The organism is Vibrio sp. 10N.261.52.A1 (assembly GCF_002876325.1).
GTDB lineage: Bacteria > Pseudomonadota > Gammaproteobacteria > Enterobacterales > Vibrionaceae > Vibrio > Vibrio chagasii.
This window is the reverse complement of record NZ_MCYD01000267.1, coordinates 1-341: the sequence shown is the minus strand read 5'-3', so window position 1 is coordinate 341 and position 341 is coordinate 1. Positions and strand designations below refer to the sequence as shown.

The window sequence follows — 341 nt, the reverse complement described above, 5'->3', positions numbered from 1 at the left end:
GCTATTTAATCTCTTCTCATCCCGCCACTCGTATCCCGAATCCGCTCTCAATCTCTTCGTATCCCGTATCTGCTTTTAAGACAAAAAATAGGCGCTCAATGAGCGCCTATTCGTTTAGATTCGATAATTTGAATTAGATGTCAGCTACATCAAATTCAACAGCTGGGTTAACGTCAGCTTCGTAATCAACACCTTCAACACCGAAACCGAATAGCTTCAAGAACTCTTCTTTGTACTCAACGTAGTCAGTTAGCTCTTTTAGGTTTTCAGTTGTGATTTGAGGCCATAGGTTACGACAATGTTCTTGGATGTCGTCACGCAGTTCTAGGTCATCCAGACGT

1 pseudogene is annotated in these 341 nt (G+C 42.2%); it reads right to left on the bottom strand.

What is annotated here, in order from left to right:
• Window positions 1–133 precede the first annotated feature (133 nt).
• Window positions 134–341: pseudogene (locus BCT81_RS03435) on the bottom strand (bifunctional NADH-specific enoyl-ACP reductase/trans-2-enoyl-CoA reductase); the annotation flags it as partial.